At 60.2% G+C, this 22,832-nt stretch carries 21 protein-coding genes; 14 read left to right on the forward strand and 7 right to left on the reverse strand.

Translation table 11 applies throughout. The features are described from left to right. Positions 1-211: 211 nt before the first annotated feature. The 7 genes from AC3WQN_RS20560 to map all read right to left on the reverse strand — a co-directional run bounded on the left by AC3WQN_RS20560 (position 212) and on the right by map (position 8,462). Positions 212-616 carry a SufE family protein gene (locus AC3WQN_RS20560; RefSeq protein ID WP_103401485.1) on the reverse strand — a complete coding sequence of 135 codons (405 nt, stop codon included), beginning with the start codon at positions 614-616 and terminating at the stop codon, positions 212-214. Beyond that, positions 613-1,818, reverse strand: coding sequence for an aminotransferase class V-fold PLP-dependent enzyme (locus tag AC3WQN_RS20565; RefSeq protein WP_103401484.1), 1,206 nt, complete (start codon positions 1,816-1,818; stop codon positions 613-615). The genes AC3WQN_RS20560 and AC3WQN_RS20565 overlap by 4 nt, the downstream gene beginning before the upstream one ends. A gap of 163 nt (positions 1,819-1,981) precedes the next feature. Further along, positions 1,982-3,016, reverse strand: a complete 1,035-nt coding sequence (gene dapD, locus AC3WQN_RS20570; RefSeq protein WP_103401483.1) for a 2,3,4,5-tetrahydropyridine-2,6-dicarboxylate N-succinyltransferase — start codon at positions 3,014-3,016, stop codon at positions 1,982-1,984. Between the two features lie 33 nt (positions 3,017-3,049). Further along, positions 3,050-3,358: an arsenate reductase gene (locus tag AC3WQN_RS20575; protein WP_371854642.1), complete on the reverse strand. Its 309-nt coding sequence runs from the start codon at positions 3,356-3,358 to the stop codon at positions 3,050-3,052. A 332-nt stretch (positions 3,359-3,690) separates the two neighbouring features. Beyond that, positions 3,691-4,890, reverse strand: coding sequence for a succinyldiaminopimelate transaminase (gene dapC / locus AC3WQN_RS20580; RefSeq protein WP_103401482.1), 1,200 nt, complete (start codon positions 4,888-4,890; stop codon positions 3,691-3,693). A gap of 43 nt (positions 4,891-4,933) precedes the next feature. Continuing rightward, positions 4,934-7,636: a [protein-PII] uridylyltransferase gene (locus AC3WQN_RS20585; RefSeq protein ID WP_103401481.1), complete on the reverse strand. Its 2,703-nt coding sequence runs from the start codon at positions 7,634-7,636 to the stop codon at positions 4,934-4,936. A gap of 43 nt (positions 7,637-7,679) precedes the next feature. Next, complete coding sequence (gene map, locus AC3WQN_RS20590; RefSeq protein WP_095077482.1) at positions 7,680-8,462, reverse strand: type I methionyl aminopeptidase; 783 nt, start codon at positions 8,460-8,462, stop codon at positions 7,680-7,682. Positions 8,463-8,832: 370 nt separating this feature from the next. Between map and rpsB the strand changes: the two genes are divergently transcribed. The 14 genes from rpsB (at position 8,833) to lpxB (ending at position 22,826) form a co-directional block, all read left to right on the forward strand. Then, positions 8,833-9,570, forward strand: coding sequence for a 30S ribosomal protein S2 (rpsB, locus tag AC3WQN_RS20595; RefSeq protein WP_003189158.1), 738 nt, complete (start codon positions 8,833-8,835; stop codon positions 9,568-9,570). A 190-nt stretch (positions 9,571-9,760) separates the two neighbouring features. Next, positions 9,761-10,624 (forward strand): translation elongation factor Ts, encoded by an 864-nt coding sequence (gene tsf, locus AC3WQN_RS20600; RefSeq protein WP_103401480.1) that lies wholly within the window; start codon positions 9,761-9,763, stop codon positions 10,622-10,624. Positions 10,625-10,834: 210 nt separating this feature from the next. Further along, positions 10,835-11,578 (forward strand): UMP kinase, encoded by a 744-nt coding sequence (gene pyrH / locus AC3WQN_RS20605; protein ID WP_003189161.1) that lies wholly within the window; start codon positions 10,835-10,837, stop codon positions 11,576-11,578. Continuing rightward, complete coding sequence (frr, locus tag AC3WQN_RS20610; RefSeq protein WP_095077479.1) at positions 11,575-12,132, forward strand: ribosome recycling factor; 558 nt, start codon at positions 11,575-11,577, stop codon at positions 12,130-12,132. The genes pyrH and frr overlap by 4 nt, the downstream gene beginning before the upstream one ends. Positions 12,133-12,145: 13 nt before the next feature. Continuing rightward, positions 12,146-12,901, forward strand: a complete 756-nt coding sequence (gene uppS / locus AC3WQN_RS20615; protein ID WP_103401479.1) for a polyprenyl diphosphate synthase — start codon at positions 12,146-12,148, stop codon at positions 12,899-12,901. After that, the gene (locus tag AC3WQN_RS20620) at positions 12,901-13,707 is read left to right on the forward strand and encodes a phosphatidate cytidylyltransferase (RefSeq protein ID WP_103401478.1); all 807 of its coding nucleotides are present in this window, start codon (positions 12,901-12,903) and stop codon (positions 13,705-13,707) included. The genes uppS and AC3WQN_RS20620 overlap by 1 nt, the downstream gene beginning before the upstream one ends. Further along, complete coding sequence (ispC, locus tag AC3WQN_RS20625; protein WP_103401487.1) at positions 13,704-14,894, forward strand: 1-deoxy-D-xylulose-5-phosphate reductoisomerase; 1,191 nt, start codon at positions 13,704-13,706, stop codon at positions 14,892-14,894. The genes AC3WQN_RS20620 and ispC overlap by 4 nt, the downstream gene beginning before the upstream one ends. Positions 14,895-14,948: 54 nt before the next feature. Next, positions 14,949-16,301, forward strand: a complete 1,353-nt coding sequence (gene rseP / locus AC3WQN_RS20630) for a sigma E protease regulator RseP (protein ID WP_103401477.1) — start codon at positions 14,949-14,951, stop codon at positions 16,299-16,301. 74 nt (positions 16,302-16,375) lie between these two features. Then, entirely contained in the window at positions 16,376-18,763 is a 2,388-nt protein-coding gene (gene bamA, locus AC3WQN_RS20635) for an outer membrane protein assembly factor BamA (RefSeq protein ID WP_103401476.1), read from the forward strand. Between the two features lie 45 nt (positions 18,764-18,808). Beyond that, the gene (locus tag AC3WQN_RS20640) at positions 18,809-19,312 is read left to right on the forward strand and encodes an OmpH/Skp family outer membrane protein (protein WP_095146539.1); all 504 of its coding nucleotides are present in this window, start codon (positions 18,809-18,811) and stop codon (positions 19,310-19,312) included. 3 nt (positions 19,313-19,315) lie between these two features. Beyond that, positions 19,316-20,371, forward strand: coding sequence for a UDP-3-O-(3-hydroxymyristoyl)glucosamine N-acyltransferase (gene lpxD / locus AC3WQN_RS20645; RefSeq protein ID WP_103401475.1), 1,056 nt, complete (start codon positions 19,316-19,318; stop codon positions 20,369-20,371). 108 nt (positions 20,372-20,479) lie between these two features. Beyond that, a complete protein-coding gene (gene fabZ, locus AC3WQN_RS20650) occupies positions 20,480-20,920 on the forward strand; it encodes a 3-hydroxyacyl-ACP dehydratase FabZ (RefSeq protein WP_095146541.1) in 441 nt (146 codons plus the stop codon). Next, complete coding sequence (lpxA, locus tag AC3WQN_RS20655; RefSeq protein WP_103401474.1) at positions 20,917-21,693, forward strand: acyl-ACP--UDP-N-acetylglucosamine O-acyltransferase; 777 nt, start codon at positions 20,917-20,919, stop codon at positions 21,691-21,693. Before fabZ ends, lpxA begins: the two co-directional genes overlap by 4 nt. A 2-nt stretch (positions 21,694-21,695) precedes the next feature. Beyond that, the gene (gene lpxB / locus AC3WQN_RS20660; protein WP_103401473.1) at positions 21,696-22,826 is read left to right on the forward strand and encodes a lipid-A-disaccharide synthase; all 1,131 of its coding nucleotides are present in this window, start codon (positions 21,696-21,698) and stop codon (positions 22,824-22,826) included. Positions 22,827-22,832 lie beyond the last annotated feature (6 nt).

Below are 22,832 nucleotides of genomic sequence, written 5' to 3' on the forward strand. Positions count from 1 at the left end.
CTCCCTCGCCACGGGGATAGGGGATGCCTGGATGTAGTGTGCCTGAGTCATGAGAGGTTGCTTGCCAGGTGAGATCCCAACAGCGGGTGAAGATCCCCTGTGGCGAGCGAGCTTGCTCGCGCTGGACGGCGTAGCCGTCCCGACACTGTCATCAAGGTGTGTCAGGTAATCGGTGTTCAACCGAGCGGGAGCAAGCGCCCTCTTCACAGGGTTAGGCGGATAATTCGCGCATCCGCTGCAACACGGCATTCAAGCCATTGCTGCGTGACGACGAGAGCTGCCGCGAGAGGCCCAACTGATTGAACCAGTCCGGCAAATCCACCTGCTGCAACTCTTGCGTGGACAAGCCGTTGACCCGCGCCAGCAGTAACGCCACCAGGCCGCGAATCAAACGTGCATCGCTGTTGGCGGCGAACTGCCAATGACCATCGTGCAGCGCCCCCACCAGCCAGACCTGGCTTTCGCAACCGTGTACGCGGTTGGCCTCGGATCGGTCGGTGTCGCTCAAGGCGGGCAGGCGATCGCCCCATTGCATCAGCAAGCGCGCACGCTGCTCCCATCCGGCGGCGGCTTGAAAGGCTTGCAGCGCGGTAACCGCGTCGGCTGGCAGGCTCATCGCAACAGCTCCAGGGCTTGATCAAGGGCTTCGAAGAAACGCTCCAGATCTTCAGAGTCGTTGTACAGCGCCAATGAAACCCGGATTGCCCCGGCCAGTTCAAAGCTTTTGAGCAGCGGCATGGCGCAGTGGTGACCGGCACGCACGGCAATGCCCTGTTCGGTCAACAGGTGTGCCAGATCCGAGTTATGGACCCCTTCCACCACAAAACTGGCCAGGGCCAGTTGCGGCTTGCCTAGCAGGCGAATGCCATTGCGCGCCTGTAAACCCTTGAGCAGGTAGTCATGCAGCGCCGCTTCATGGGCGGACACGGCGTCCTGATCCAGCCCGGCCAGGTAGTCGAGGGTCGCGCCCAAGCCGATCACGCTGGCAATCGGCGGGGTGCCGGCTTCAAAGCCCAGCGGTGCCGGGCGAAAGCGGGCGTCGTGGTAGTTGGCATCCAGCACCATCTCACCGCCGAACTGCCAGGGGCGCAGTTGCTCCAGGGCCTCATTGCGGCCAAAGACCACGCCCAGGCCATCGGGCCCGTAGAGTTTGTGGCTGGAGAACACGTAGAAATCACAACCCAGCGCCTGCACGTCGTGGCGACCGTGAACCACGCCCTGTGCGCCGTCGACCACGGTCAAGGCGTTTTGCGCCTTGGCCAGCGCCAGCAACTGAGGCAATGGCTGCCAGGCACCCAGGACGTTGGACAGTTGACTGACCGCCAGCAACCGGGTGCGTGGGCCGATCAAGCCAGCGGCGGCATTGAGATCGATCAGGCCGTCGGCGTCCAGGGGTAAGACCACCAGCGTCAGCTCGCGGCGTTTTGCCAGTTGCTGCCAGGGCAGCAAGTTGGCGTGGTGCTCCAGGGCGCTGATGACAATTTCATCGCCCGGGTGGAAAAGGTGTTCCAGGCCATAGGCCAGGAGATTCAGCGCGGAGGTCGCGCCGTGGGTGAAGATGATTTGCCCGCAGTGGCCGACGTTGAGCCAGTGGGCCACTTTGCTGCGGCTGCCTTCGAACGCTTGCGTGGCATGGGCGCCAGGCAGGTGTTGCGCACGATGGACATTGGCCGCGCCATTGGCGTAGTAATGCGCCAGCGCGTCGAGCAGGGCCTGGGGTTTCTGAGTGGTGGCGGCATTGTCCAGATAGGTCTGGTCCTGCCGTTGCAGGGCGGCGATGGCCGGGAAATCGGCACGCCAGGGTGAGGGAATCATCATGCTATCGGGCCCTGGTGACATGGGCGGGTGTACGCCTGACCTGTAGGAGCGAGCGTGCTCGCGATGGACGTTAACGATAACGCGCGGCATCAGGCAGCACGTGTCGTCCATATGTTCTTCGCGAGCACGCTCGCTCCTACAGGGTGATCGTTTGACGCTCTGCTTAGTTGTGAGCGTGCAGCGCTTCGTTCAGTTCGATGGCCGATTTGTGGGTTTTGCACTCCACGGCACCGGTCTGGGAGTTGCGGCGGAACAACAGGTCGCTCTGGCCGGCCAGTTCACGCGCCTTGACCACTTTGACCAGCTGGTTGTTCTCGTCCAGCAGGGCCACTTTGGTGCCGGCGGTCACGTACAGGCCGGACTCGACGGTGTTGCGGTCGCCCAACGGGATACCGATGCCGGCGTTGGCGCCGATCAGGCAGCCTTCGCCCACCTTGATCACGATGTTGCCGCCGCCCGACAGGGTGCCCATGGTGGAGCAACCGCCGCCCAGGTCCGAACCCTTGCCGACGAACACGCCAGCGGAGACGCGGCCTTCGATCATGCCCGGGCCTTCGGTGCCGGCGTTGAAGTTGACGAAGCCTTCGTGCATCACGGTGGTGCCTTCGCCCACGTAGGCGCCCAGGCGGATACGGGCGGCGTCAGCGATACGCACGCCGGCCGGTACCACGTAGTCGGTCATTTTCGGGAACTTGTCGACCGAGAACACCTCCAGCAACTCGCCCCGCAGACGGGCTTCGAGTTGATGCTCGGCCAGTTCGCTCAGGTCGATGGCGCCCTGGCTGGTCCAGGCGACGTTCGGCAGCAGCGGGAAAATCCCCGTCAGGTTCAGGCCGTGAGGCTTGACCAGGCGATGGGACAGCAGGTGCAGCTTGAGGTAGGCCTCGGGGGTGGAGCTCAACGGGGCGTCTTCGGCCAGTAGCGTGGCGACCAGCGGCTTGTGGCTTTCGGCCAGGCGGGTCAGCAGGGCGGCCTGGGTCGCGTCGACGCCCTTGAGGGCTTCGGCCAGTTGCGAGGCTTGAGCGGTGCTGAACGCGATGGCCTGATTGCCTTCGGTGTAGCCCAGGATCGGGGCAATGGCGGCAACTACTTCGGCCGATGGCTTGAGCACGGGAGCGGCGTAGAACACTTCCAGCCACGCGCCTTGACGATTCTGGGTGCCGACACCAAAGGCCAGGCTGAACAGGGTAGTGGACATGCAATTACCTCTTACGAAATTGAACGGGCGGGCTTACTTGAGCGCTGCCGCGTAAATATCTGGCTTGAAGCCAATCAGGGTTCGGTCACCGAGATCGAGCACCGGGCGCTTGATCATCGACGGTTGTGCGAGCATCAATTCGATCGCTTTCGCCTGGTCGAGATCGGCTTTGCATTCGTCATCGAGTTTGCGAAAGGTCGTGCCTGCACGGTTGAGCACCACCTGCCAGCCGTGCTCGTTGCACCACTGGGTCAGGTGTTCACGGTCGATTCCGGCCGTTTTGTAATCATGAAAATCAAAGCTGACAGCATGTTCATCGAGCCAGGTGCGCGCCTTTTTCATGGTGTCGCAGGCTTTGATGCCGAAAAGGTGCAACGTTTTGCTTGAAGCGGTCAAGGAATTGCCCCCTTTGGAGGTGCTGGAGATAAGAAGGTGAAGGATTATGCCATGACCGGACGGGTTCGGCGTCGACCGGGATCCGGCATTGCGCGATTGTGCGACAGGTTGCCCAGTCAGGTGCGACCGTTGTGCAAGGGCCAGCCCCAAGTCTAAGCGTCTAATATGGCACTTCGACGGCAACTTGTTGCCTGATGTGTGCTGGACCTCAGTGAGGCCAGGCTGGGGTCGGTGACGTGAGGCACGCGTGGGACGCGTGCCCGCAGCCAAGGTGCTACTTACGTGCGACGCTGGATGAACGCGCGAATCCGCTCTGCCGCCTCGACGCATTCGGCCAGCGGCGCAACCAGTGCCATGCGCACACGCCCGGCGCCCGGGTTGACGCCGTCGACTTCACGGGACAGATAAGAGCCAGGCACGACGGTCACGTGTTCTTCGACGAACAGGTCGCGGCAGAACGCCGCGTCGTCACCCGCAACGCTCGGCCACAGGTAGAAACTGCCATCCGGACGCTGCACGTCCATGACCGGGCTGAGGATCTCCAGCACCGCATCGAACTTTTCGCGGTACAGCGTACGGTTGGCGCGCACATGGACTTCGTCATTCCATGCCGCAACGCTGGCCAGTTGGGTCTGAACCGGCATGGCGCAGCCATGGTAGGTGCGGTACAGCAGGAAACCCTTGAGGATCTCGGCATCCCCGGCCACGAAGCCCGAGCGCAGGCCCGGCAGGTTGGAGCGCTTGGACAGGCTATGGAACACCACGCAGCGCTTGAAGTCCTGGCGGCCCAGTTCCGCACAGGCACTGAGCAGGCCCGGCGGGGGAGTCTGCTCGTCGAAGTAGAGTTCGCTGTAGCACTCGTCCGCCGCGATCACGAAGTCGTACTCGTCGGCCAGGGCGATCAGCTTTTTCAGGGTGTCGAGCGGAATCAGCGCACCGGTCGGGTTGCCCGGCGAGCACAGGAACAGGATCTGGCAGCGTTTCCAGATGTCCGGTGAGACGGCATCGAAATCCGGGTTGAAGCCGTTTTCGTCCAGGCACGGCAGGTAGTGGGGCTTGGCGCCGGCGAGGAACGCCGCGCCTTCATAGATCTGGTAGAACGGGTTCGGGCTGACCACCAGCGCGTCGTCACCCCGGTTGACCACGGTCTGGGTGAAGGCGAACAGCGCTTCACGGGTGCCGTTGACGGGCAGCACATTGCGGGCGGGATCGATCCAGCCTGCGGGCACGTTGAACCGACGCTCGCACCAGGCCGCAATGGCTTCGCGCAGGGCGGGAACACCCAGGGTCGTGGGGTAGACGGCCATCTGGTCGAGGTTGCTGGCCAGCGCCTCGGCGACAAAGCTCGGCGAGCGGTGTTTCGGCTCGCCGATGGACAAGGCGATAGGGCGCTTGTCCGGGTTGGGCGTCACCGCGCCGAGCAGGGCGCGCAGTTTTTCGAACGGGTAGGGCTGGAGTTGGTTCAGAGCGTTGTTCATCGGTGCGCAGGTCTCACTCAAAGCGGTTAAATCATGCCGCGCGTCAGATGCTGATGCGCGACAGTTCGATTGAAGGTTGCGGGCTGACGCTCAGTTGTTCGACGATCGCATCCTGCAAGCGGCTGCACAGCTGGGGGTCGGACAATGGGTGGTTGTCGGCATCGGTGATGAAGAACACGTCTTCGACCCGTTCGCCGAGGGTGGCAATCTTGGCGTTCTGCAGCGACAGGTCGAACTCGAGAAAGATTCGTCCGATTCGCGCGAGCAGGCCAGGGCGGTCCGGTGCGCTGAGTTCGAGCACGGTGACCGGGCGCTGGGCATCGTTGTGGATCGTCACTTGTGGTGCGAACGCAAAATGCTTCAGCTGGCGTGGCACCCGACGCTGGATGATGGTCGGGTAGTTGTCCGGGTTGCGCAGGGCTTCGGTCAGGCCGTCACGGATCTGTTTGACCCGCGCAGGGTTGTCGCCAATCGAGTCGCCGTCGGTGTCGAGCACAATGTAGGTGTCGAGGGTGAACTGGCTGCTGGAGGTGATGACCCGGGCATCGTGAATGTTCAGGTTGAGCTGGTCCATCGCGGCCACGGTCACGGCGAAGAAGTCGTGCTGGTCGGGGGCATAGATGAAAATCTGCGTGCCACCCTCGAACTCGCGTTGGGTGGTTTCCTTGATCAGCACCAGCGGGCCGCCATCGGCCGGTTGCTGGAGGATCGCGTCGGAGTGCCAGGCCACGTCGCCGGCGGTGTGACGCAGGAAATAGTCATCGCCCAGTTGCGACCAGAGTTGCTCGACGTCGTCCGGGTCGGTGCCGCCGCGCACCAGAATGTCCAGGGCCGCGCTTTGGGTCTGGCGAATCTGCTCTTCGCGGTCCACCGGGTTCTCCAGGCCGCGACGCAAGGCACGCTTGGTCTCGGTGTAGAGTTGGCGCAGCAGGCTGGCGCGCCAGGAGTTCCACAAGGTCGGGTTGGTGGCGTTGATGTCCGCGACGGTCAGCACGTAGAGGTAGTTGAGGCGGGTCTCGTCGCCGACGATCTGCGCAAAGTCATGGATCACCTGCGGGTCGGACAGGTCTTTGCGCTGGGCCGTGGTCGACATGACCAGGTGGTTTTGCACCAGCCAGACGATCAGCCGGCTGTCCCAGGTCGGCAATTGATGGCGCTGGCAGAAGGCTTCGGCGTCAACGGCGCCAATATCCGAATGGTCGCCATGGCGCCCCTTGCCGATGTCGTGATAGAGCCCGGCGAGGTAGATCAGTTCAGGTTTGGGCAGCTTGCCCATGAGCTTGCTGGCCAGCGGGAATTTTTCGGACACCTGAGTGTATTGCAGCTTACGCAAGTGCTTGATCAGGTTCAGGGTGTGGGCGTCGACCGTATAGATGTGGAACAGGTCGTGCTGCATCTGTCCGACGATGAAGCCGAACTCCGGCAGGTAGCGCCCAAGAATGCCGTAACGGTTCATCCGCCTGAGGTTTCGGTGGATGCCGATCTTGCACTTGAACAGTTCGATGAACAGGCTGGTGTTGCGAATGTCGTGGCGGAAGTCGTCATCGATCAGGTGACGGTGCTCCCTTAGCAGGCGGATGGTGTCGGCGCGTACGCCCTTTATTTCCGGCTGCTGGGCCATCAGCACGAAGATTTCCAGCATGGCGAACGGCGTGCGCTTGAACACGTTGTTGTTGATCGCTTCGATGTAGCCGTCGTGCAGTTGGAAGCGCGAGTTGATCGGCTGCGGCGGCGCTTCGTCTTCCGGGGCGAGGATGATTTCCTCGAAGTGCTGGATGATCAGGTCGCTGAGCTGGGCAATGCTCATCACCACCCGGTAGTACTGCTGCATGAAGTTTTCGATGGCGTGCTTCGCGTCGTCCCCGGCAAAGCCCAGCAAGCCGGCGATCGAGCGCTGGTGATCGAACAGCAGACGGTCCTCGGCGCGGCCCGCGAGCATGTGCAGGGCGTAGCGGACTTTCCACAGGAACTCCTGGGAGGACGCCAGCAGGGCGTTTTCGCTTTCCACCAGGAAGCCTTCGCCCGCCAGTGCGCGCAGGTTCAGCGTGCCGTACTGGCGGCGCGCTACCCACAGAATCGTCTGGATATCTCGCAGGCCACCAGGCGAGCCTTTGACGTTGGGTTCCAGGTTGTATTCGGTGTCGTTGTATTTGTGGTGGCGTGCCTTCTGTTCGGCACGCTTGGCCAGGAAGAAGTCCTTGGCCGGCCACATGTGTTCGGTGCTGGTGACGTCGAGCATCCGCTGGCGCAAGCGCTCGGGGCCGGCAATGGTGCGGCTTTCCATCAGGTTGGTGACAACCGTCAGGTCGGCGCGGGCTTCTTCGGCGCATTCGTCCACCGAGCGAACGCTCTGGCCGACTTCCAGGCCGATGTCCCATAGCAGCGTCAGAAAACGCTCGATGGAGTCACGGAAGACTTCGTGGTCGGCGCTGTCGAGCAGGATCAGCAAATCGATGTCGGAGTAGGGGTGCAGCTCGCCGCGACCGTAGCCGCCGACCGCGACCAGCGCGATGTCGGCGTCAGCGTTCCAGTCGAACTGCTCCCAGGCCTTTTGCAGGATGTTGTCGACGAACCAGGCGCGGTCCTCGATCAGGCGGCGGATATCCCGGCCACTGCGAAAGCGCCCGTCGAGCACCTCGCGCGCTTGGCGGATCGCCTTCTTGAAGGCTGCGATCGGGCTCGCCTTCAGGGCCAGTTCAGCCTGGAACTGGCCGCGGTCGAAGAGTTCTGGATCCACCTGCGGCATCGATTGGCTTTCCTTTCTATCTATATAGGCTCAGGACGGCAGGTCAGGCTGAAACGCGGGCGATGGTGTCATCGCCGCGCAGGGTGAAGATTTCGTAGCCGGTTTCCGTCACGAGCAGAGTGTGCTCCCATTGGGCGGAAAGCTTGCGGTCCTTGGTGATCGCGGTCCAGCCGTCGCCCAGTACCTTGGTGTCGGCCTTGCCCTGGTTGATCATCGGCTCGATGGTGAAGGTCATGCCGGCCTTCAGTTCCATGCCGGTGCCAGCACGACCGTAGTGCAGGATCTGTGGCTCTTCGTGGAACACCTTGCCGATACCGTGGCCGCAGAACTCGCGGACAACGGAGAAACCGTTCTTTTCCGCATGCTTCTGGATCACTTCGCCGATATCGCCCAGGCGGCAGCCCGGTTTGACCAGTTCGATGGCCTTGTACATGCATTCCTGGGTGACTTTCGACAGTCGCTCAGCCCAGACCGGTACGTTGCCGACGTGGAACATGCGGCTGGTGTCGCCGTGGTAGCCGTCCTTGATCACGGTGACGTCGATGTTCAGCGTGTCGCCGTCCTTCAGGGCCTTCTCGTTCGGGATACCGTGGCAGACCACGTGGTTGATCGAGGTGCAGATCGACTTCGGAAAGCCCTTGTAGTTGAGCGGGGCAGGGATGGCCTTCTGCTCATTGACGATGTAATCGTGGCAGATGCGATCGAGTTCTTCGGTGGTGATCCCCGGCTTGACGTAGTCGGCAATCATTTCCAGCACGTCGGCGGCAAGTTTGCCGGCAATGCGCATTTTTGCGATGTCCTCTGGGGTTTTGAGGGTGACGGTCATACAGGCTCTCTCTACGCTCAGTGGCGCTTTCAATTCGGAATGGGCTCGGCGTGATATGGCTCGCGGCCCTGAAAAAGGCAATTCTAACAGACGCCCGGGGCAAATCTGCGCTTGCGGCATCGCTTCTCCTTATAGAATGGCGCATTCTTGGAGGATTCCAAGGGCTGGAACAACCGCGCTGACCTGGTTTTGAGAATCCGGGTTCCGTTTTCAGCCTTGCTGTGGTATAAAATGCGCCGCTTTCCGGGGATGCCCCGAAAGGCTTAAATCCACACACGTGTCGACACGATGACCTGGGTGCCTTCAGCTGAAGCTGCTGGTTGGTCATTGGGATACGTGGAGGCCAAACCCGACTTATTAAGGAACTATCATGTCCCAAGTCAACATGCGCGATATGCTGAAGGCCGGTGTGCACTTCGGTCACCAGACCCGTTACTGGAACCCGAAAATGGGTAAGTACATTTTCGGCGCGCGTAACAAGATTCACATCATCAACCTTGAAAAAACCCTGCCAATGTTCAACGAAGCTCTGACTTTCGTAGAGCGTCTGGCCCAGGGCAAAAACAAGATTCTGTTCGTCGGCACCAAGCGTTCCGCTGGCAAGATCGTTGCTGAAGAAGCAGCACGTTGCGGTTCGCCGTACGTCGATCACCGCTGGTTGGGCGGCATGCTGACCAACTTCAAGACCATCCGTGCTTCCATCAAGCGTCTGCGTGACCTTGAAGTACAAGCCGAAGACGGTACTTTCGCCAAGCTGACCAAGAAAGAAGCGCTGATGCGCTCCCGTGACCTGGAAAAGCTCGATCGTTCCCTGGGTGGTATCAAGGACATGGGCGGTCTGCCTGACGCACTGTTCGTTATCGACGTTGATCACGAGCGCATCGCGATCACCGAAGCCAACAAGCTGGGCATCCCGGTTATCGGCGTAGTCGATACCAACAGCAGCCCGGAAGGCGTTGACTACATCATCCCAGGCAACGATGACGCAATCCGCGCTATCCAGCTGTACATGGGTTCGATGGCTGACGCTGTTATCCGTGGTCGCAACCACGTTGCTGGCGGCACCGAGCAGTTCGTTGAAGAAGCTCCGGTAGCAGCAGCTGAGTAATTGACGCTTTGGCGTTGACTCAGTAAGCAAAAAGGGGGCTTTGCCCCCTTTTTGCCACCTCGAAAACCATTTGTCGGCGCCCACTGCTCTATCTGTAACGTGCGGCAGCTAACTAGGGTGGTTCGGGAAGAATTGAACGCCCGTTCGATCGGGTGGAATGGTTGATAACCTATCCAAGAGGAATTTTGAAATGGCAGAGATTACTGCAGCGTTGGTCAAAGAACTGCGCGAGCGTACCGGCGAAGGCATGATGGACTGCAAGAAAGCCTTGACCAAGGCTGGCGGCGACATCGAAAAAGCCATTGATGACATGCGTGCTTCGGGCGCCATCAAGGCTGCCAAGAAAGCGGGCAACGTGGCTGCTGAAGGTGCTATCGCTCTGAAGGAAGACGGTAAATCCGCCGTTCTGCTGGAAGTGAACTCGCAGACCGACTTCCTGGCCCTGCAGGACGACTTCAAGGCATTTGTTGCAGCAAGCGTTGAAAAAGCGTTCGCCGACAAGCTGGCTGACGTTGCTCCTCTGATCGAAGCTCAAGAAGCTGATCGCCTGGTACTGGTCGGCAAGGTTGGCGAAAACGTCAACATCCGTCGTCTGGCACGCGTTGAAGGTGACGTTGTCGGTGGTTACCTGCACGGCAACAAGATCGGTGTTGCAGTTGTCCTGAAAGGCGGCGACGTTGAGCTGGCCAAGGACATCGCTATGCACGTAGCGGCCACCAACCCTGAATTCCTGCTGCCATCGGAAGTTTCCGCTGAAGCGGTCGAGCGCGAGAAAGGCGTGTTCCTGACGCTGAACGCTGACAAGATCGCCGGCAAGCCGGAAAACATCGTTGAAAACATGGTCAAAGGCCGTATCAGCAAGTTCCTGGCCGAAGCCAGCCTGGTTGAGCAGGCGTTCGTCAAGAACCCTGAAATCAAGGTCGGTGAGCTGGCCAAGAAAGCCGGTGCTGAAATCGTTTCTTTCACCTACTTCAAAGTAGGCGAAGGCATCGAGAAGCCAGTTGATAACTTCGCAGAAGAAGTTGCTGCTCAGCTGGCTGCCGCCAAGCAATAAGACGGTTTTTTAACTGTCGCCCGAAAGAGGCTGCCCGCTCACGCGCGCAGCCTCTTTTCAGATGCAAAGGCCAATTTATTTGGCTTCTCGGCGGAACTGGCTTACAAAGCCGTGTTCCGATGGCGCTGTGATAGCGTCAAGCTAGAGTGAACGCAGGCTGCAAACAGCCCGCAAAGAATTTTTTAAAATACGCCGCAGGAGAGATTCGCAATGGCTCAGCAGGGCAGTGGTTATCAGGCTCGCTATAAACGCATTCTACTCAAGCTTAGCGGCGAGGCCCTGATGGGCTCCGAAGAGTTCGGGATCGATCCCAAGGTGCTGGACCGCATGGCGCTGGAAGTCGGCCAGTTGGTCGGTATCGGCGTTCAGGTCGGTCTGGTCATCGGCGGTGGCAACCTGTTCCGCGGCGCGGCACTGAGTGCGGCCGGCATGGATCGGGTCACCGGCGACCACATGGGCATGCTGGCCACTGTGATGAATGCCCTGGCCATGCGCGATGCGCTGGAACGTGCCAATATCTCGGCCATCGTGATGTCGGCTATTTCCATGGTGGGCGTAACCGATCACTATGATCGCCGCAAAGCCATGCGCCACCTGAACTCCAAGGAAGTGGTGATCTTCGCTGCCGGTACTGGCAACCCGTTCTTCACGACCGACTCGGCAGCGTGCCTGCGAGCGATCGAGATCGATGCCGACGTGGTGCTGAAAGCGACCAAGGTTGACGGTGTGTACACCGCAGACCCATTCAAGGACCCGCATGCCGAGAAGTTCGATCATCTGACCTACGATGAAGTGCTGGATCGCAAGCTGGGTGTGATGGATCTGACGGCAATTTGCCTGTGCCGCGACCACAAGATGCCGCTGCGCGTATTTAACATGAACAAGCCCGGCGCCCTGCTGAACATCGTACATGGCGGCGCTGAAGGGACCCTGATCGAGGAAGGCCAGCAATGATCAACGAAATCAAGAAAGACGCTCAAGAGCGTATGCAGAAATCCCTGGAGTCTCTGGCCCATGCTTTTGGCCAGATTCGTACCGGCAAGGCGCACCCGAGCATCCTGGGTAGCGTGATGGTGCCTTACTACGGTTCGGACACTCCTTTGAGCGGCGTGGCCAACGTCACCGTGAAGGACTCTCGTACTCTGCAGGTCGTGGCTTTTGAGCGCAACATGCTCGCAGCGGTCGACAAGGCAATCCAGAGTGCTGGTCTCAACCTCAATCCAACGAACCTCGGTGAGTTGCTGCTGATCTCCATGCCAGCCCTGACCGAGGAGACCCGCAAGGGCTTCACCAAGCAAGCGCGTAGCGCAGCGGAAGATGCTCGTGTCGCCGTGCGTAATATTCGCCGTGACGCACTGGGTGATCTGAAGAAACTGGTCAAGGATAAGGAGATCAGCGAAGACGAAGAGCGTCGTGCTGCTGCGGACATCCAGAAGCTGACCGATAAGGCTGAGGCTGATATCGACGCGGCCACCAAGCAAAAAGAAGCGGATTTGATGGCCGTATAAGGGTCGCGCTTTCATGGAAAAGACCAAGCAGCCTGTGCTGTCCGCGGTGCCGCGTCACGTCGCGATCATCATGGATGGCAATAATCGCTGGGCAAAAAAACGTTTCTTGCCCGGCGTTGCCGGGCATAAGGCGGGCGTCGATGCGGTGCGTGCCGTTATCGAGGTGTGCGCTGAGTCGGGTGTCGAGGTTCTGACCCTGTTCGCTTTCTCCAGTGAAAACTGGCAGCGCCCGGCCGATGAGGTCAGCGCCTTGATGGATCTGTTTTTCAAGGCGTTGCGTCGCGAGGCCAAGCGCCTCAACGATAACAACATCGCCTTGCGCATCATCGGTGATCGTTCGCGCTTTCATCCGGAGCTTCAGGCTGCCATGCGCGAGGCCGAGGCGATGACGGCGGGTGCCAATCGCTTTGTCCTGCAGATCGCGGCCAACTACGGTGGGCAGTGGGATATCGCCCAGGCCGCACAGCGCCTGGCGCGGGAAGTCCAGGCCGGTCACTTGCGTCCCGAGGACATCACGCCCGAGTTGCTGCAGACCTGTCTGTCCACGGGAGATCTGCCGTTGCCGGACTTGTGCATTCGTACCGGCGGCGAGCACCGCATCAGCAACTTCCTGTTGTGGCAACTGGCCTACGCCGAGTTGTATTTCTCCGACCTGTTCTGGCCGGACTTCAAACACGAAGCCATGCGCAATGCGCTGGTCGATTTCGCCTCTCGTCAGCGTCGCTTCGGTAAAACGAGCGAGCAGGTCGAAGCTGGAGCCCGGGTTTAATGCTTAAACAACGAATCATCACGGCACTGATCCTGCTGCCCATCGCCTTGTGCGGTTTTTTCCTGCTTGAAGGTTCCGGCTTTGCGCTGTTCATCGGCCTGGTCGTGACCCTCGGTGCCTGGGAATGGGCGCGCCTGGCGGGTTTCACCGAGCAACCGATCCGTGTGGCCTATGCGGCAGTGGTGGCGGCGATCCTGTTTGTCATGCACCTGGTGCCGGGCCTGGCGCCTTGGGTGCTGGGAGCGGCCGTGCTGTGGTGGGCGGTAGCGACTTTCCTGGTGCTGACCTATCCCAGGACCAGCGAGCATTGGGCCAGTGCGGCCTGCAAGCTGGTGATCGGCCTGTTGATCCTGTTGCCAGCCTGGCAGGGGCTGATCCTGATCAAGCAGCAGCCGTTGGGCAACTGGCTGATCATGGCGGTCATGGTGCTGGTCTGGGGTGCTGACATTGGCGCGTACTTCTCCGGCCGGGCTTTTGGCAAGCGCAAGCTTGCGCCACAGGTCAGTCCGGGCAAAAGCTGGGAGGGCGTGTACGGTGGTTTGCTGTTGAGTCTGGTCATCACGCTGGTCGTAGGGCTGGTGCGCGACTGGACGCTCGGTGAGATGCTCATGGGCTTGATCGGTGCCGCCGTCATTGTCTTCATTTCGGTGGTGGGTGATTTGACCGAGAGCATGTTCAAGCGCCAGTCGGGGATCAAGGACAGCAGTAACCTGCTGCCTGGCCATGGCGGGATCCTGGACCGCATCGACAGCCTGACGGCGGCGATTCCCGTGTTTGCAGTGTTGCTGTGGATGGCGGCACCGTGAGCCGTCCACAACAGATTACCGTCCTGGGGGCGACCGGCTCCATCGGTCTGAGCACCCTGGATGTGATTGCCCGTCATCCGGAGCGTTATCAGGCTTTCGCCCTGAGTGGCTTCTCTCGCCTGAATGAGCTGCTGGCGTTGTGCATTCGTCATGTGCCGCGCTTTGCCGTTGTCCCTGATCCCGTGGCTGCTCGCGGCCTTCAGGAGGCGCTGAAGGCTGCTGGCCTGTCGACGCGCGTGCTGGTGGGGGAGGAGGGGTTGTGCCAGGTGGCCTCCGACGCCGAAGTCGATGCGGTGATGGCGGCCATTGTCGGCGCGGCGGGCCTGCGTCCGACGCTGGCGGCGGTCGAGGCGGGCAAGAAGATCCTGCTGGCCAACAAGGAAGCGCTGGTGATGTCCGGCGCCCTGTTCATGCAGGCCGTGCACAAGAGTGGGTCAGTGCTGCTGCCCATCGATAGCGAGCACAACGCGATCTTTCAGTGCATGCCTGCCGATTTTTCCCGCGGGCTCGGCGCTGTCGGGGTTCGGCGGATATTGCTGACCGCTTCTGGCGGCCCGTTCCGGCAAACCTCCATGGCTGAATTGGCGCATGTGACGCCTGAGCAGGCCTGCGCTCATCCCAACTGGTCGATGGGGCGCAAGATTTCGGTCGATTCGGCCAGCATGATGAACAAGGGTCTGGAGCTGATCGAGGCTTGCTGGTTGTTCGATGCCCGGCCGTCGCAGGTCGAGGTGGTGATCCACCCGCAAAGCGTGATTCATTCGCTGGTCGACTACGTTGACGGTTCGGTGCTGGCGCAATTGGGCAATCCGGATATGCGCACGCCCATCGCCAATGCACTGGCATGGCCTGAGCGGATCGACTCCGGTGTCGCGCCGCTTGACCTGTTTGCCATTGCGCGCCTGGATTTCCAGGCGCCCGACGAAGCGCGTTTCCCGTGCTTGCGTCTGGCGCGTCAGGCAGCGGAGGCGGGAAACAGCGCCCCGGCCACGCTCAATGCCGCCAATGAAGTGGCGGTTGCGGCCTTTCTGGACGGGCGTGTCCGTTACCTTGAGATCGCGAGTATCATTGAAGAGGTGTTGAACCTTGAGCCTGTTGTGCCGGTCGATGATCTCGACGCGGTGTTCACGGCGGACGCCAAGGCTCGGCTGCTGGCCGAGCGTTGGTTGAGTCGTCACGGGCGATAAGTGTTGCCGTGCGTTTGCTTGCGGCGGCGCTGAATAGGATTGCGGAGAAAGTAGATGAGCGCGCTCTATATGATTGTCGGCACCCTGGTGGCCTTGGGCGTGCTGGTCACCTTTCACGAATTTGGCCATTTCTGGGTCGCGCGTCGCTGTGGCGTCAAGGTGCTGCGTTTCTCCGTGGGCTTCGGCATGCCGTTGCTGCGCTGGCATGATCGGCGCGGCACCGAGTTCGTGATCGCCGCCATCCCCTTGGGTGGCTACGTGAAAATGCTCGATGAGCGTGAAGGCGAAGTACCGGCCGATCAGCTTGATCAGTCCTTCAATCGCAAATCCGTCCGTCAGCGCGTTGCAATCGTTGCGGCGGGCCCTATCGCCAACTTCCTGTTGGCCTTCGTGTTCTTCTGGGGCCTGGCGATGCTGGGCAGCGAGCAGGTGCGTCCGGTCATCGGTGGTGTCGAGGCCGGCAGCATTGCCGCCAAGGCAGGCTTGGTTCCGGGGCAGGAAATCACGGCCATCGACGGCGAGGCGACGTCAGGGTGGGCGGAAGTCAATTTGCAGTTGATCCGGCGCCTGGGTGAAAGCGGGACCGTTCATCTGTTGGTGCGTGAGCAAGGCTCCAGTGCCGACTCGCCTCGTGAGCTGGTGCTTGATAAATGGCTCAAGGGTACCGATGAGCCTGATCCTATTCGTTCGCTCGGTATTCGTCCGTGGCGTCCGGCCTTGCCGCCGGTGTTGGCTGAGCTCGACCCCAAAGGGCCGGCGCAGGCCGCCGGCTTGAAAAGCGGTGACCGCCTGCTGGCGCTGGATGGCCAGGCGTTGAGCGACTGGCAACAAGTGGTGGACCAGGTTCGTGTTCGTCCTGGTACCAAGATTGTGCTGCGCATCGAGCGTGACGGTGCTCAAATCGACGTCCCTGTCACCTTGGCGGCGCGTGGTGATGCGAAAGCGGCTAGCGGTTACCTGGGCGCAGGGGTGAAGGCTGTCGAATGGCCACCAGAGATGGTTCGTGAAGTCAGCTTCGGTCCTGTCGCGGCCATTGGCGAAGGTGCGCGACGCACCTGGACCATGAGTGTGCTGACCCTCGATTCGCTGAAGAAAATGTTGTTCGGTGAGCTCTCGGTAAAAAACTTGAGTGGACCGATAACCATTGCTAAAGTGGCGGGCGCTTCTGCCCAGTCGGGTGTTGCTGATTTCCTGAATTTCCTTGCTTATCTGAGTATTAGCCTGGGGGTTCTGAATTTGTTGCCCATTCCTGTACTGGATGGGGGGCATTTGTTGTTTTATCTGATCGAGTGGGCGCGTGGTCGTCCCTTGTCGGATCGGGTGCAAGGTTGGGGGATGCAGATCGGTATCAGTTTGGTGATCGGGGTGATGTTGCTTGCTCTGGTCAACGATCTGGGTCGACTGTAACGCTTCGCTGAATTGCGAATCTGCCGCATTTTGCGGCAGTTTGTTTATTGCCAGTTGGAATAAGAAAGGACTTCATGAAACGTCTGCTGCTAACTGCGGTTTTCACCGTATTGATGATCGCCGAAGTTCACGCCGAGTCCTTCACTATCTCCGATATTCGCGTCAATGGCCTCCAGCGGGTATCCGCGGGTAGCGTCTTTGGTGCCTTGCCGTTGAACGTCGGTGACCAGGCGGACGATCGTCGCCTGGTGGAATCTACTCGTGCGCTGTTCAAAACCGGTTTCTTTCAGGATATCCAGCTGGGTCGTGATGGCAATGTCCTGGTCATCACGGTAGTCGAGCGCCCGTCGGTTGCCAGTATCGAGATCGAAGGCAACAAGGCGATCTCCACTGAAGACTTGATGAAAGGCCTCAAGCAGTCCGGCCTGGCTGAAGGCGAGATCTTCCAGCGTGCGACCCTTGAAGGGGTGCGTAACGAACTGCAGCGTCAGTACGTAGCCCAGGGTCGCTACTCGGCGACCGTCGATACCGAAGTCGTTCCCCAGCCGCGCAACCGCGTTGGCCTCAAGGTCAATATCAACGAAGGCACCGTTGCCGCGATCCAGCACATCAACGTGGTGGGTAACACGGTATTTGCCGACGAAGACCTGATCGACCTGTTCGAACTCAAGACTACCAACTGGTTGTCGTTCTTCAAGAACGACGACAAGTACGCGCGTGAAAAACTGTCGGGTGACCTGGAGCGTCTGCGTTCCTACTACCTGGACCGTGGCTATATCAACATGGATATCGCCTCGACCCAGGTGTCCATCACCCCGGATAAAAAACACGTCTACATCACCGTCAACGTCAACGAAGGCCAGAAGTACAACGTTCGTGACGTGAAACTCAGCGGTGACCTGAAAGTCCCTGAAGACCAGGTCAAGGCGCTGTTGCTGGTGCAAAAAGGCCAGGTGTTCTCGCGCAAGCTGATGACCACCACCTCCGACCTGATCACCCGCCGCCTGGGTAACGAGGGCTATACCTTCGCCAACGTCAACGGCGTACCTCAGCCCCATGACGACGATCACACGGTCGATATCACCTTTGTGGTCGATCCGGGCAAGCGCGCTTACGTGAACCGCATCAACTTCCGTGGCAACACCAAGTCGGAAGACGAAGTGCTGCGCCGTGAAATGCGTCAGATGGAAGGTGGCTGGGCTTCGACCTACCTGATCGACCAGTCCAAGGTCCGCCTGGAACGCCTGGGCTTCTTCAAGGAAGTCAACGTCGAGACGCCGGCCGTGCCGGGTGTCGATGACCAGGTTGACGTGAACTACAGCGTTGAAGAGCAGGCGTCCGGCTCCATTACCGCCAGCGTCGGTTTTGCCCAGAGCGCCGGCCTGATCCTGGGTGGCTCGATCACGCAGAACAACTTCCTGGGTACGGGTAACAAGGTCAGCATCGGCTTGACCCGCAGTGAATACCAGAGTCGCTATAACTTCGGTTATGTGGACCCCTACTGGACGGCCGATGGCGTGAGCCTGGGCTACAACGCGTTCTATCGCACCACCGACTACGATGAGCTCGATACTGACGTTTCCAGCTATTCGGTTGACAGCCTGGGTGCCGGTGTCAGCGTTGGTTATCCGATCAGCGAGACGTCGCGCCTGACCTTTGGCCTGACCGCGCAGCAGGACGAGATCCAGACCGGCCAGTACACCGTCGACGAAATCTTCGACTTCGTGAACCGTGAAGGCGACAAGTACCTGAACTTCAAGGCGTCGGCCGGCTGGTCCGAATCGACACTGAACAAAGGCGTATTGGCAACCCGTGGTCACTCTCAGAGCGTGACCGTGGAAGCGACCACGCCGGGTAGCGACCTGTCGTTCTTCAAGCTCGATTACCGTGGCCAGTTGTTCCAGCCGCTGACTGACACCTACACCATGCGTTTCCATACCGAACTGGGTTACGGTGACGGTTACGGTTCGACGGACGGCTTGCCATTCTACGAAAACTACTATGCTGGTGGCTTCAACTCGGTCCGTGGCTTCAAGGACAGCAGCCTGGGTCCTCGCAGTACGCCGAGTCGGGGTGTCAAGGATACGGGCAACGTAGGGACAGTTCTCGATCCGGACCAGGATCCATTGCCGTTTGGTGGTAACGTCCTGATCCAGGGTGGTGCGGAGCTGTTGTTCCCGATGCCATTCGTCAAGGACCAGCGTTCGTTGCGTACATCCGTGTTCTGGGACGTAGGTAACGTATTCGACTCCAAGTGCGAGCAGACCATCAACACCAATGGCACGAAGTCCAACACCCAGTGCAACGACGTCAGTCTGAGCAACCTGGCCAGTTCCGTAGGTGTCGGCGTGACTTGGGTTACCGCATTGGGTCCGTTGAGCTTTGCTCTGGCCATGCCGGTGAAGAAGCCTGACGACGCTGAGACTCAAGTGTTCCAATTCTCCCTCGGTCAGACGTTCTAAGAGTCTGACCCAAGATAACGACAATGGATTTTGTAGGAGTGCATCGTGCGTAAGTTGACTCAATTGGTTCTCCTGGCAACTGTCCTGGTAGCAACCCCGGCATTTGCCGAGATGAAAATCGCGGTACTGAACTACCAGATGGCCCTGCTGGAGTCTGACGCGGCGAAGAAATACGCCGTGGATGCCGAGAAGAAGTTCGGCCCGCAGCTGTCCAAGCTCAAGAGCCTGGAAAGCAGTGCCAAAGGCATTCAGGATCGTCTGGTGAGCGGTGGCGACAAGATGGCCCAGGGCGAGCGTGAGCGCCTTGAGCTGGAGTTCAAGCAAAAGGCCCGCGACTTCCAGTTCCAGTCCAAGGAACTGAACGAAGCCAAAGCCGTTGCCGACCGTGAAATGCTGAAGCAGCTCAAGCCGAAACTGGACAGCGCTGTGGAAGAAGTCATCAAGAAAGGTGCTTTTGACCTGGTCTTCGAGCGTGGCGCAGTGATTGATGTCAAGCCTCAGTACGACATCACGCGCCAGGTTATCGAGCGCATGAATCAGCTGAAGTAATCCATGACAGTGACTAAAAAGCTCGGCCAGTTGGCCGAGTTCCTCGGCGCCACCCTTCGTGGCGACCCGGAAAAGAACATTACTGGGCTGGCCACTTTGCAAGAGGCTGGCCCAGCTCAGTTGAGCTTTCTGGCAAACCCCCAATACCGTAAATACCTGGCCGACAGCCAGGCCGCAGCCGTGTTGCTGAAGGCCGCTGACGCCGAAGGGTTTGCCGGGGACGCGCTGGTCGTGCCTGACCCCTATGCCGCCTATGCGCGGGTTTCCCACCTGTTCGATCCCAAGCCCAAGTCGGCTGCCGGTATTCACCCGACAGCGGTGATTGCGGCGGATGCGGTGGTTGATCCGGCCGCGAGTGTTGGCCCTTTTGTCGTGATCGAGAGCAAGGCGCGCATCGCTGCCGGGGTGACCCTTGGTGCGCATTGCTTCGTCGGCGCTCGTTGCGAGATCGGTGAAGGTGGCTGGCTGGCACCGCGGGTGACGCTGTACCACGACGTGCGCATCGGCAAGCGCGTGGTCATACAGTCCGGTGCGGTGCTGGGTGGCGAAGGTTTCGGTTTTGCCAACGAGAAAGGCATCTGGCAGAAAATTGCGCAGGTCGGTGGTGTGTCGATCGGCGACGACGTGGAGATTGGCGTAAATACCGCTATCGACCGCGGCGCGTTGGCTGACACCATCATCGGCAACGGTGTGAAGCTGGATAACCAGATTCAGATCGCCCACAACGTCCAGGTCGGTGATCACACCGCCATGGCCGCGTGCGTGGGGATTTCCGGCAGTACCAAGATCGGCAAGCATTGCATGCTGGCTGGCGGTGTCGGCCTGGTTGGGCATATCGATATCTGCGACAACGTATTCCTGACCGGCATGACCATGGTCACCCATTCGATCACCGAACCGGGTGCCTATTCGTCCGGTACCGCCATGCAACCGGCTGCCGAGTGGCGCAAAAGCGCGGCACGCATCCGTCAGCTCGATGACATCGCGCGACGCCTGCGACAGCTGGAAAAGCACGTAGGGGAAGTGACCCCTGGCGGCAATGCTTCATCAGATGGCTGATACCATTTCCACATCAAGTGTGCACAGCCGTTAGACTGCCTCCTTGATTTGCTAGAGGAGTGTGCGTCCGTCGCGCGCTCCCAATCTTTACATAGGCTTCCCCCCGAAATGATGGACATCAACGAGATTCGCGAATACCTGCCTCACCGTTACCCGTTCCTGCTGGTGGACCGGGTAGTGGACCTGGATGTTGAGGGCAAGTGCATTCGTGCCTACAAGAATGTCAGCATCAACGAACCCTTCTTCAATGGTCACTTCCCCGCGCATCCAATCATGCCGGGTGTACTGATCATCGAGGCGATGGCTCAGGCTGCCGGAATCCTTGGTTTCAAAATGCTCGACGTTAAGCCTGCCGATGGCACGCTTTACTACTTCGTCGGCTCCGACAAGTTGCGCTTCCGCCAGCCGGTGCTGCCGGGCGACCAGCTGATTCTTGAAGCCAAGTTCCTCAGCTGCAAGCGTCAGATCTGGAAGTTCGAATGCCAGGCTTCGGTCGATGGCAAGCCGGTCTGCTCGGCTGAAATCATCTGTGCGGAACGCAAACTATGAGTTTGATTGACCCTCGCGCAATCATCGATCCGACGGCCATTCTGGCCGAAGGCGTCGAGGTCGGCCCTTGGTCGATCATCGGCGCAGGTGTGGAAATCGGCGAGGGAACAGTGATCGGCCCGCACGTGGTGCTCAAGGGGCCGACCCGGATCGGCAAGCACAACCGTATCTACCAGTTCTCCTCGGTAGGTGAGGACACGCCTGATCTGAAGTACAAAGGCGAAGAAACCCGCCTGGTGATCGGTGATCACAACGTCATCCGTGAAGGGGTGACCATTCACCGGGGGACCATCCAGGATCGTTCCGAAACCACCCTGGGTGACCACAACCTGATCATGGCCTATGCCCACATCGGCCATGACAGCGTTATCGGCAATCACTGCATCCTGGTCAACAACACGGCGTTGGCCGGCCACGTGCACGTGGATGACTGGGCGATCCTGTCCGGTTTCACCCTGGTTCATCAGTACTGCCACATTGGCGCCCACAGCTTTTCCGGCATGGGTACCGCCATTGGCAAGGACGTTCCGGCCTATGTCACGGTGTTCGGTAACCCGGCGGAAGCGCGCAGCATGAACTTCGAGGGCCTGCGCCGTCGTGGGTTCAGCGAGGAGGCGATCCATGCCCTGCGTCGTGCCTACAAGGTGGTGTACCGCCAGGGGCTGACCGTCGAGCAGGCGCTGGCCGAACTGGCCGAGCCTTCGGCGCAGTTTCCTGAAGTCGCCGTGTTCCGCGACTCGATCCAGTCGTCGACTCGCGGCATTACTCGCTGATCATGGCCAATCTGCGGATTGCGTTGGTGGCGGGTGAGGCCTCCGGCGATATTCTGGGCGCCGGATTGATGCGGGCACTCAAGGCTCAGCATCCGGCGGTCGAGTTCATCGGGGTCGGTGGCCCGCTGATGGAGGCCGAAGGCCTGGTGTCCTACTTCCCCATGGAGCGCTTGTCGGTCATGGGGCTGGTGGAGGTTCTGGGTCGATTGCGTGAACTCCTGGCCCGGCGCAAAAAGCTGATCAAGACGCTGATCGCCGAAAAGCCCGATGTGTTCATTGGCATCGATGCGCCGGACTTCACCCTCAATATCGAACTGAAACTGCGTCAGGCCGGGATCAAGACGGTGCACTACGTCAGCCCTTCGGTCTGGGCCTGGCGTCAGAAGCGTGTGCTGAAGATCCGCGAAGGCTGCGATCTGATGCTGACGCTGCTGCCGTTCGAAGCCCGATTCTATGAAGAGAAGGGCGTGCCGGTGCGGTTTGTCGGTCACACCCTGGCCGATGCGATCCCGCTGGAGGCTGACCGCTCGGCGGCACGTGCCGAACTGGGCTTGCCGGACGGGCCGCTGGTTGCCCTGATGCCAGGTAGCCGTGGCGGTGAGGTCGGACGCCTTGGGGGCTTGTTCCTCGATGCCGCCGAGCGTTTGCGCGCCATGCGCCCCGGTGTGCGGTTCGTCATACCCTGCGCCAGTCCTCAGCGCCGTGTGCAGCTCGAAGAACTGCTGGCCGGTCGCGATTTGCCGGTGACCCTGCTCGACGGGCGTTCTCACCAGGCGCTGGCGGCTTGCAACGCAGTATTGATTGCATCGGGCACGGCCACGCTGGAGGCGCTGTTGTTCAAGCGGCCGATGGTGGTGGCCTACCGACTGGCGCCGCTGACCTACTGGATTCTCAAGCGCATGGTCAAAAGCCCTTACGTTTCGCTGCCCAACTTGCTGGCCCAGCGTCTGCTGGTGCCCGAGTTGCTGCAGGACGACGCAACGCCCGAGGCGCTGGCGTTGACCCTGTCGCCGCTGATCGATGGTGGGGAAGAGCAAACCACCGGGTTTGACCAGATCCACCGGACCTTGCGTCGCGATGCCTCCAACCAGGCGGCCGAAGCTGTACTCACGCTGATCGGCAGCCCGCAATGAGTAATG

This window comes from Pseudomonas sp. FW300-N1A1, from assembly GCF_058789115.1.

Coding starts and splice junctions, on each gene's coding strand:
- lpxB (WP_103401473.1), top strand. CDS start 21,696: ATGGCCAATCTGCGGATTGCGTTGGTGGCGGGTGAGGCCTCCGGCGAT.
- fabZ (WP_095146541.1), top strand. CDS start 20,480: ATGATGGACATCAACGAGATTCGCGAATACCTGCCTCACCGTTACCCG.
- map (WP_095077482.1), bottom strand. CDS start 8,462: ATGACCGTCACCCTCAAAACCCCAGAGGACATCGCAAAAATGCGCATT.
- uppS (WP_103401479.1), top strand. CDS start 12,146: ATGGAAAAGACCAAGCAGCCTGTGCTGTCCGCGGTGCCGCGTCACGTC.
- frr (WP_095077479.1), top strand. CDS start 11,575: ATGATCAACGAAATCAAGAAAGACGCTCAAGAGCGTATGCAGAAATCC.
- bamA (WP_103401476.1), top strand. CDS start 16,376: ATGAAACGTCTGCTGCTAACTGCGGTTTTCACCGTATTGATGATCGCC.
- AC3WQN_RS20575 (WP_371854642.1), bottom strand. CDS start 3,358: ATGAAAAAGGCGCGCACCTGGCTCGATGAACATGCTGTCAGCTTTGAT.
- AC3WQN_RS20560 (WP_103401485.1), bottom strand. CDS start 616: ATGAGCCTGCCAGCCGACGCGGTTACCGCGCTGCAAGCCTTTCAAGCC.
- AC3WQN_RS20565 (WP_103401484.1), bottom strand. CDS start 1,818: ATGATGATTCCCTCACCCTGGCGTGCCGATTTCCCGGCCATCGCCGCC.
- AC3WQN_RS20620 (WP_103401478.1), top strand. CDS start 12,901: ATGCTTAAACAACGAATCATCACGGCACTGATCCTGCTGCCCATCGCC.
- lpxA (WP_103401474.1), top strand. CDS start 20,917: ATGAGTTTGATTGACCCTCGCGCAATCATCGATCCGACGGCCATTCTG.
- dapD (WP_103401483.1), bottom strand. CDS start 3,016: ATGTCCACTACCCTGTTCAGCCTGGCCTTTGGTGTCGGCACCCAGAAT.
- rpsB (WP_003189158.1), top strand. CDS start 8,833: ATGTCCCAAGTCAACATGCGCGATATGCTGAAGGCCGGTGTGCACTTC.
- lpxD (WP_103401475.1), top strand. CDS start 19,316: ATGACAGTGACTAAAAAGCTCGGCCAGTTGGCCGAGTTCCTCGGCGCC.
- tsf (WP_103401480.1), top strand. CDS start 9,761: ATGGCAGAGATTACTGCAGCGTTGGTCAAAGAACTGCGCGAGCGTACC.
- rseP (WP_103401477.1), top strand. CDS start 14,949: ATGAGCGCGCTCTATATGATTGTCGGCACCCTGGTGGCCTTGGGCGTG.
- dapC (WP_103401482.1), bottom strand. CDS start 4,890: ATGAACAACGCTCTGAACCAACTCCAGCCCTACCCGTTCGAAAAACTG.
- pyrH (WP_003189161.1), top strand. CDS start 10,835: ATGGCTCAGCAGGGCAGTGGTTATCAGGCTCGCTATAAACGCATTCTA.
- AC3WQN_RS20585 (WP_103401481.1), bottom strand. CDS start 7,636: ATGCCGCAGGTGGATCCAGAACTCTTCGACCGCGGCCAGTTCCAGGCT.